This window comes from Leuconostoc sp. (assembly GCF_965300815.1).
Genome location: NZ_CBDKZH010000030.1, coordinates 5874 through 15474, shown reverse-complemented (window position 1 = coordinate 15474; position 9601 = coordinate 5874). Strand labels below are relative to the sequence as shown.

General features: G+C 44.3%; 11 protein-coding genes. All 11 read right to left on the bottom strand.

Annotation, left to right across the window (positions count from 1 at the left end; translation table 11 throughout):
- Positions 1-54 precede the first annotated feature (54 nt).
- Positions 55-729, bottom strand: coding sequence for an ABC transporter ATP-binding protein (locus ACW12G_RS03420; protein ID WP_270746644.1), 675 nt, complete (start codon positions 727-729; stop codon positions 55-57).
- A 4-nt stretch (positions 730-733) separates the two neighbouring features.
- A complete protein-coding gene (locus tag ACW12G_RS03415; RefSeq protein ID WP_029509368.1) occupies positions 734-1792 on the bottom strand; it encodes an ABC transporter permease in 1059 nt (352 codons plus the stop codon).
- Between the two features lie 2 nt (positions 1793-1794).
- The gene (locus tag ACW12G_RS03410) at positions 1795-2325 is read right to left on the bottom strand and encodes a TetR/AcrR family transcriptional regulator (protein ID WP_455647273.1); all 531 of its coding nucleotides are present in this window, start codon (positions 2323-2325) and stop codon (positions 1795-1797) included.
- Positions 2326-2427: 102 nt separating this feature from the next.
- Positions 2428-2781 carry a VOC family protein gene (locus tag ACW12G_RS03405; protein WP_010003626.1) on the bottom strand — a complete coding sequence of 118 codons (354 nt, stop codon included), beginning with the start codon at positions 2779-2781 and terminating at the stop codon, positions 2428-2430.
- A gap of 109 nt (positions 2782-2890) precedes the next feature.
- The gene (locus ACW12G_RS03400) at positions 2891-3541 is read right to left on the bottom strand and encodes a phosphatase PAP2 family protein (RefSeq protein WP_455647272.1); all 651 of its coding nucleotides are present in this window, start codon (positions 3539-3541) and stop codon (positions 2891-2893) included.
- Positions 3542-3582: 41 nt separating this feature from the next.
- On the bottom strand, positions 3583-4365 hold the full coding sequence (locus tag ACW12G_RS03395; protein ID WP_216802963.1) for a COG4705 family protein: 783 nt from the start codon (positions 4363-4365) through the stop codon (positions 3583-3585).
- Positions 4366-4460: 95 nt separating this feature from the next.
- On the bottom strand, positions 4461-5795 hold the full coding sequence (locus ACW12G_RS03390) for a sensor histidine kinase (protein ID WP_455647271.1): 1335 nt from the start codon (positions 5793-5795) through the stop codon (positions 4461-4463).
- 4 nt (positions 5796-5799) lie between these two features.
- Entirely contained in the window at positions 5800-6477 is a 678-nt protein-coding gene (locus tag ACW12G_RS03385; RefSeq protein ID WP_455647270.1) for a response regulator transcription factor, read from the bottom strand.
- 41 nt (positions 6478-6518) lie between these two features.
- A complete protein-coding gene (gene msrB / locus ACW12G_RS03380; RefSeq protein ID WP_010003633.1) occupies positions 6519-6953 on the bottom strand; it encodes a peptide-methionine (R)-S-oxide reductase MsrB in 435 nt (144 codons plus the stop codon).
- 127 nt (positions 6954-7080) lie between these two features.
- Entirely contained in the window at positions 7081-8958 is a 1878-nt protein-coding gene (pabB, locus tag ACW12G_RS03375) for an aminodeoxychorismate synthase component I (protein WP_455647269.1), read from the bottom strand.
- Entirely contained in the window at positions 8945-9544 is a 600-nt protein-coding gene (locus ACW12G_RS03370; protein ID WP_048701643.1) for an anthranilate synthase component II, read from the bottom strand. Before ACW12G_RS03370 ends, pabB begins: the two co-directional genes overlap by 14 nt.
- Positions 9545-9601: the final 57 nt, after the last annotated feature.

The window sequence follows — 9601 nt, the reverse complement described above, 5'->3', positions numbered from 1 at the left end:
GAACACAATGTAGCAGAACACACAAAAAATCGCTTACTTATCGTTAGCGTTTTGTTATTTTTCCTGTTGGATGTGTCCATCCTCAATCGTGTAAATATGATCAGCAAATTGCTTTAAACGTAAATCATGCGTGACAACCACCACAGCTTTTTGTTGTTCGGCTGCAATTTGTTGGAAGAGAGCCCCGACTTTCTGTACCCGATCACTATCCAATGCCGCAGTTGGTTCGTCGGCTAAAATGAACGCCGGATCGGCATATAAAGCGCGCGCAATGGCGACACGTTGGGCTTGCCCACCAGATAATTCACCAGGATATTTATCTAATAGCGCATCAATGCCGAGAACCTTTAAATACTGCTGAAATTGTGCCGATGTTAGATTACCGGATTTCTTAACATGGTTAACCAGATCAAATTGTTGTTGCACGGTTAGAAATGGTACCAGGCTATGCGATTGCAAAACAAAGCCGACTTGATTCAAACGGAACGTATCGGAAGCTTGCTGATTTTGAATATCAATGGTTTGATCATTGACTTGTACAATGCCTGATGTTGGTGATTGTAAACCACCAATAATGGTCAGCAACGTACTTTTACCAGAACCTGATGGCCCAAGAATTAAGGTTAGTTCGCCTTGTTTCGCTTCAAAACTAACATCATCTAACGCCAAAACACGGTTACTCTCTTGACCATATACCTTAGATACATGGCTTACTTTTAATGTCTGCATCATGTTATCCCCCAATGCCTTGTTGTGGTTCGATTTTGATAATCAATCGAATTGGGATGAAAGCGGCCAACATGCCAGCTGCAATTAAGCCCAAGCCAACTCCCATAATTAAGGTCATATCAAAGTACATTGGTACCACACTAGGAATGACCAAGCTACTTAGAAAACAACCGGCTAAACCAATGGCGACTGCTAATGCCATAATGATGGCAGTCTCACTTAACGTGTTCAAAACAAGATAACGACTCGGAATACCTTGTGTCCGCAAGACGGCAAAATTAGGCAATTTTTGCATCGTTAAGATGTATAAAAAGATTGCCACGACAACGATTGAAATAACGACTAAGAAAGCAATCATAAATTCAAACGTTTTATTCTGTGCGCTATACCCCGGCATATGATTGAACAATTGTTGCGGTGTCACCACGCGGATCCCCTGCACGCTCGCGATCTGGTTATCCGCCATTAACCCGCTAGCATAATAACTGTTCGCCAGCCCTTTAATGGCTGACCAATGCTGTAAATCACCGTAAACCACCGGCGCCATATTATACGCGGCATTTGTCACAAAACCAACCACTGTGAGTTTCTGAGCCAATAAACCAATGGTGAGCTGATCACCAATTTTCAAGCCACTTTGTTGCAATTTATTAGACACCACAACTTCTTGCGCTGTCTTTGGTCGGTGTCCGGCTGTTAGGGTCAGACGTTGCCAGTAGCGATCTTGTGGCAACCAACCCACATAGGTCGCTGCGACACGTTGATTGTTATACTTGACAATCGCTTGTGCTACCCCGACTGGCGCACTGTCGTGCGTTTGCCGTTCTGCTAATTGTGTGACCTGTGCTTTGGATAATAAGGATTGGGCCAAATTTCCGTCTGCATCGTTACTCATCGCAACACTTTTTACGCGCCACGTTGATACAGCAGCAGTATTTTCATGGGATAGTCCTAGTGCCAACGCACTCAGAATAAAAATCAAAAAACTAATTAACGCGATGACTGCAATCACCAAACCGTAGCGTAACTTTTCTTTACGCATTTCTTGTAGTGCTAAAAACATGTTTAGTCTCTTTTCTGCCAATTGGCTAATGTCGTTAACGTCTTTAAAATGTCATCTTGCGCATCGGGATGTAAGAAGAAATCAGCGACCAAACCATGAACCGACTGTGTCACCAACCACTCATGTATTGTTTGGTCATCAGCATCTGGCTTGAGATGGCGTAGTCTTTTGCGCTGTTGATCTGGTAGCCGTTGTGCAATAATTGCCGCATTAACGGTATAGTGGTACTTTAAAAAATCATAGTCCTCACGCGTTCTCACATGATTCAAAAAAGCAATCGTCTGCGCAATTTGTTCCCCAGAACCTTGCAGTTGTTGATGAATATCGGCAAAAACGAGATCGGCTGCCCATTGATAGGCATCATAAATGTCATCAAAGTAAGTGTAGAAAGCACCACGAGAAATGCCGGCCTGTTTGACGATATTGGCCACTTTGGCATCTAACAACGGCCGTTGGGAAAATTCTAAAAATACTGCTTGTCGTAACTTTTCTTGTTTAATTGGACTTAAGTTAGCCAGTGTGGGTTTAATCATAACTGGATCCTTTCTAAAATGACACAGTGTCAATATAATGACATTGTGTCATTTTATGATAAAAAAGTCAATAAAAAAAATACCTTTCGGTATTTTAATGTTTTAATCTGGCATTTTCGCCATGACATAATAATTGCCTTCAGGATCTGCAAAGTTAAAGGTGTCGTTCATTTTTTCGCGCCCCTCACCGAGTTTTTCATACAAGGCATCAAAATCCTCTGTAAAGAACATCAAAGATGGCACCGGTCCAAGCACTTCTGGTGAATACTTGGCAATAAAGGCCTTGGGGAAAAGACCAAGCTCTAGTTGCTCGCTCACCTTCAAGTTAATATTAAGGTAGTCATCCGGCAATGGATTCTCTGCCACAACTTCGGCCTGTAGTGTCGTGACAAAAAAATCACGGATAACCTTAACATCTTCAACATACAACATGACTCGTGTATTTTTGATACGCATATCTTATCTCCTTTTAACAGCGTGCTAACGCTGACTGCCACTTAAGCGTATTTCACTCATTATATCACAGTTCAATTTGGCGTTTAAAACGCCAATTAACTGGCACGATTTATTTTTGCGGTAAAATTTTAAGCAAAAAGGTATTAGCTTGCGTTCGTAATAACGTTTTGCGGAAAGCTATTGCCGTAGTGGCCCACCAAAAGAGGACTAAGAAAACAGCAGCGATGGTATCGGTTGGGAAATGATCCCGTAAGTAGACACGAGACAACGCCACTAAGAAAATCCAAAAGACCCCCAATACACAAGCGACCATAAACTTATTAGTTCCCTTGGTCATAAATGAGAGCACCAACAACACGAGCAAAACGGCTGATAAGGTGTGCACACTGGGAAATGACAGACCGGTATCTGGTACGAGTTGATGGGTTGGACGTTGACGTGCCGTGATAGTTTTAATAATTTCAGCTAAAAAGTCGCCACCAATCACAGTCACTAAGACCCAGACACTCTCAAAACGTTGTTGTTTGCGCCAAAAGATAACAGCCAATACGGCCATCCCGACTAATACAATGGCAGGATTGCCAATAGTTGATACCAACTTCATCACACTGGTTAAAAACGGGCTTTGCAGCTGACCAATTGCCTGTTGCAAACTGTGATCGAGACCGTTAAATGGTTGCATGATGACATAACCTGTCATACCAAGCAAACCGACTAAAGCCGTTACGGCTACTGATTTTCGTGCTAAGATTGGATTCATTTTTTCCTCTTTCTATTGTTTCAAACTGACTAATCAAACCATTAGCCGATATTCAGCTGATCTTCTGGTCTGACCAACGTCGGCTCTTTAACCACTTGCCCCTCTTTCATGAGCAAGTAAACAAACAGTCCAACAAAGCCAACCAACCAGATCAAACTCATGCCAGCACTTCCTAACATACCATGCTGCCAGTGATAACCAAAATAGTCAGCGAAGCTGGCGCCAATTGGTCGGGTCAGCACATAAGCCGCCCAAAATGTGAACGTGTCAAAGCGACCAAAATACTGACGGTAAGCAATAATGGCCAAAAAGACCAACCCGAGATAAACCCCAGTATCTAAGAAACCAAGACGCAGCGATTCTGCTAACCAATCACCGACTGCCGTCCCTAAAGTAAAACTCAACGTGACCGTTGCCCAATAAAACAGCTCACGATGATTGGTTGTAATGGTGTGCACAGACAGATTATGCGCATTGCGATACCACAACACAAAGGTAACTATTAAGGCTGAACCATAAATCACAAACGCAGCGACATACGATATGCCAATGCCATGGGTCGCATCCGCAATGAAAGTACCAAAAATTGCTAAGCTTAACAAAGTTAACCAATAAGTCCAAACACGGTAGCGCGGTTGCCTAAATTGTAAAAACAGAAATACCCCAAAGCTCAGTAAGCCAATGGCCAAATCCGCAACTGGTCCTAATGTCTGATTGAAAAAATCAGACCAAGATTCCCCTAACCCAGTGGTAATTAATTTTGTGGCCCAAAATGCTAACCCAATGGCCGGCACCTTTGTCGCCAAATATGTCCGTTCTGTCATCAAAATAAAAAACCTGCCTTCATAAACTAACCTTAGTTTAGCGCAGGTTTTAATTTCATACTATGGTACCATTCTGATGGTTTTCTGATAATTTGTCAGGAAGTTTGTGGTGCTAGGAATGTCAAAGTGACAATCGTCCCGACTGGTTGATTATCGGATAAGGCAATACTGATGTTTTGACGCGCCGCTAATTGTTGCGCCAAGGCCAGTCCCAACCCATTGCCTGGTGTTTCCGAACGCGAGTCATCCCCACGATAAAAACGATCAAAGACTCGCGTTTTATCCGCTGCCGAAATCCCTTGCCCAACGTCTTTAATGATGACTTGGTTCAACGCACTCGTCACGACGATTGGCGAATCGGCTGCAGAATATTTAGCGGCATTATCCAAAATGATCCGCACTAATTGTACAAATTCGTTCACCCGTAAGTGGACCGAAAAGTCAGTTAACGTTGTGATTACGTGACGCTTGGTGTCGATTTCAAAAGCCGTCACAATATCTTGCAACACAGGCGCAATTTGAACAACTGTTGGTGGATTCACGTGATCATCAGTAGCCCGCGACATGTCGAGTAACGTATCCACCAAATTTTGCATCCGCCGCGATTCTTTATCTAACATGGCAATCGCCGTTGGGATAATTTCTGGATGTGTTGCCCCACGCCGTTTGATCAGGTCAATATTGCCACGAAAGCCCGCTAACGGCGTTTTCAATTCATGCGAAGCGTTGCTAATAAAGGCACGCTCTTTTTCAATTTGTGCTTGCAGTTGTTGTAACCAATCTTGTAAATGTTGATTCAACGTAACAATTTCTTCCGCCCCGTCAATATCAGGCAACGTCAACTGCTTAGTTCCGGCTTGATCTAATTGTTTCACTGCACGCGTTAAAGTCAATAACGGCGTATTCAAATCTTGCGCCAGTTGCCGCACAATAAATATCGCTAAAACAAAAATCACAGTTAGCGTCACAAATAAGGCGGTACTGACGGTCAGGACCATCCCAATCACTTCAGCTAAGCCAATATAAATTTGATAGGTCATGTTACCAATATGGCCCGTTTGATAGTAATAAAAATAACGTTCGCGTACTTTATAGACCATCCCAAACCATAAATGCCGCCCTTTAATTCGTTTGAGAAAAGCCTCACTCCCAGTAGAATAATACGTGGCCTGCTGGGACTTAATCACGACAAATGTATCACGAGTATCAATCGTCGAATTCCGACGCCAGTTCGCCCAGTCAAAACGAGAATCAATATCAGCACCACGTAAACTGGTCACAATGCGCTGGGCATCGGCCGTACGCGATTCGAGTAATTGATAACTGACTGTACTCAGCACCACCACTGTCGTGGCGATATAAATTAACGCAAATAATTTAACATAGGATCGGGTCATCAAGACAACCGCTGTATTTTGACGTCGTCTCATACGCTTAATCTCCGACACGCATAACATAGCCTAAGCCACGTGCCGTTTCAATCAAGGACGGTTGGCCATCACGCGCAATTTTTTGACGTAAATGGCGAATATTAACATCAACAGTGTTATATAGCCCCGCAAAATCAATCCCCCAAACATGATCGAGAATGGCATCACGTGACATCACCTGACCTTCATGTTGCATCAAAAAAGCCAACAAATCAAACTCACGCTGTGTGAGGGCAATCAGCTGATCACCTCGTTGCACCCGATGTGTCGTCGTATTTAAGGTTAAATCGGCCACTTCAAAAACAGTTTGCACCGACGTAACTTGGCGGCGTAACACTACCCGCAACCGTGCTAATAATTCTTCAGTTTCAAAGGGTTTCGTCAAATAGTCATCTGCCCCATTATCAAGCCCCATGACCTTATCATCTAACTCACTTTTAGCCGTCATCAGAATCACTGGCAACGTCTGATTAGTTTGCCGAACATGACGTAAAACAGCCATCCCACTCTTTTTTGGCAACATCCAATCCAGTAATACAGCATCTACAGTTTCTGATGCCAATAAGGCAAGTCCTTGTTGGCCGTCAAAGGCCTGCAAAACCGTGTAACCTTCAAACGTCAATTCATTTTTAAGATAAAATTGCAGACTCATTTCGTCTTCAATGATTAAAACCGTCGCCATGCATCCTCCAAAGCGTTACAAAACGGTTAGCCGTTATGACCTTATGCTTCGTCGTCAATATGTGCTAAATAGTCGCCATAGCCCGCCGCAGCCATCTCTGCTTTCGGAATAAAACGCAACGCTGCTGAATTAATGCAGTAGCGTTGCCCACCCGTTTCGGCTGGGCCATCAGGAAAAACATGTCCCAGGTGTGAATCTGCGTGCCGCGACTTCACTTCAACGCGTGACATGCCATAACTATCATCTGCTTGTTCAACGATATGATCCGTAATGGCAGCCGTAAATGACGGCCAACCACAGCCAGCATCATACTTCTCTTTTGAAGTGAATAGGGGTTCCCCACTGACAACATCAACATACAGGCCTGGCTCATAAAAATCATCATACTTGCCCGAAAACGGCCGTTCCGTTGCAGCGTTTTGCGTCACGTTATATGCTTCAGCATCTAATTTTGCTAAAATTTCTGACTTATCCATGGTGTCTCCTTTGCCGATCCGTACCATTTATACCAAAACAAGTATCTCTTGATATCTGTGGGCCCAACAACTCACATTTTGTAAGTCTATTGTACCTTATTTTGGCTTCACCGCGGCATAAAAACAATCAGATCCCAACGAGATCAATCGCAACCAGACCACGAACGGCATTTGTCATATAAAAAGCGTCAAAATTAACTAACTCACTTACCGGAATCTCCGCATATATGACGTGATGCGTTTTGGCAAATTCTGCTAAATACGTCCCCGGCAAAGCTTGAGTACTTGGTGTCCCATAAGTATCACCGCGTTTCGCTAGGAAATTCCCAATTGACAACTCGGTCACGACACCATCTGTATGGAACAACACATCTTGGTAGCCCTGTGTTTTTGCGCGCACTACTTCCGGATGAAACGCCTTTTGAAACATCGGCCCGGATAACTTGTATTGGGTCAGGACGGACGGGGCAATCGCTTCATCCGCTAACTTCACGCGATACGGTCCCACTAAAGGCGGTAACGGCCGTGTGGTAGCGGATAATGTGTCGCCATCGGTACTAACCCGTAGTACCCCATCCGGACTTTGAGCAGCTAAAGCTTGTAGCTGTTGTGACAAGTCCGGTTGGTGATACTGTCGCGCAAGTCGCGTGACATGGGCCGATAAATTTAATAACTGACCATCTTTGACTTGTCCAGTGGTAAAAATTGGGGTCGGTAGCGTCTCAATCCCAAAAACAGTTAAAAATGGTTGCGCCTTGACCAGGATTTCATCAAATTCAGCGGCAGCATCACTTTCATAAGTGACGCCACCACCCACACCTAATCGGTAAGTCTGGCCATCAAAGGCCAATGTTCGAATCGCAATATTCATATCTAAATCTAGCCGACGATTCAACCAACCCTGCATCCCCGTATAAATACCACGTGGTCGTTTTTCAAGGCTGGCAATGACCGCTTGGGCGCTTTTTTTCGGTGTCCCAGTAATGGACCCACCAGGAAACATCGCCGTCATAAACTCCGTAAAGGTCAGATCAGCTTTGACACGACTTTGAATAGTCGTCACAAGTTGATGAACATGCGCAAAGGTTTCCACGGCAGCAAATTTTTTCACGACCAAATGGCCTGGTTCACTAATGCGGGCCACATCATTACGCAATAAATCGGTTACCATCAATAGTTCTGCATGGTCTTTAGTATTATTTGCGAGTTTGGCCAGATTTTGCGCATCTTCTTCAGACGTTTGGCCGCGCGCAATCGTCCCCTTAATCGGTTTGGTGGTCAATTCACGGTCATGAATGGCGACAAAGCGCTCGACTGAACTTGAAATTTGGGTCATTTTCCAATCAGGATAGTGTAAGAAACTGGCAAAAGGCGCTGGATTTTTCGTCACCAATGCTTGAAAAACACTAATCGGTTCAGCATCAGATAAAATATCAAATTGTTGGGTCAAATTACCGACATACAGATCACCAGCGGCCATATGCGCCCGCATTTTTTCAACACTGGCCATATATTCCTGACGCGTCTGATCCATAAAAATCGCTGCGGGTTGCCGCACGGCTGGGACTTTTTTCGGTTTTGGTAATGGTGAAGTTGCCGACACCCAGTAAGTTTGATCAGTTTGTTCAAATTGCGCCACATATAGTTCCTGTGTTGCGTGGTCAAACAACATGAGCTCGTCATACAAACTAAACCGTGCTGGGTCTTCTTCGTAACTCACAAAACCTAAGATTTCAGGTTGGATCGGCCAGTTCGACAGTTCTGGTCGTTTGGTTGTGCGCAGCACATCCACCGCTTCAGAAAAGGATAATGTCGTTTTTTCCTGATTAACTCGGACAACACCATCGCGTTGCGTGACCGTTGCAAACGGCGCATGGGCCAAAATACTGAAGTGTTCCGACGCCTCAGGCTGACTCGTATAAAGCAAAACGATTTCTTCATCTTGCCGATAATGCGCCAAGAAAATATCCCAAATATTGGCATTATCGCGCTTAAATTTTTTCAAAATCCTGTACCTGCTCTAAAAAATTGTTTAAGATATCGTAACCATGTGCCGTCATCCAGCTTTCCGGATGAAACTGCACCGACCAGATGGGCAATGTTTGATGATGCATGGCTTGAATAACGCCATCTTCACTACGCGCATCAACACAAAAAACCGCCGGTAATGCGGTTACAATTAGCGAGTGATACCGCGCGACTTGAAAATTTGGGGGTAACCCTGCCATGAGACCTTGGCCAATATGCGTCAAGGTTGACGTCACCCCGTGTTGTGGCCGATCTCCGCGAATCACTTGACCACCAAAAACATCCGCAATGACCTGATGCCCCAAACACACGCCAAGGATTGGTAAGCGTCCTGCATAAGTCGTCACCACGTGGCGAGAAAATGCCGCTTCCTTTGGTGTTTTTGGCCCTGGTGAAATCACAATCGCCTGATAGTCAGTTTGCACAGCAGCCGGTGATTGCTTAACCTGTTCGGCCAAGGCATCTGCTTCAGTCACGACTGTCACATTTTGCCCCAATTCCTGAAAATAGGTTACTAACAGGTAAGTAAATGAATCATAATTGTCAATCAATAGAATACGCATGGTCACCTCATCACTTTTATTATACTAAAAAAACGCCTACAAAGCGGCGTTTTCTCG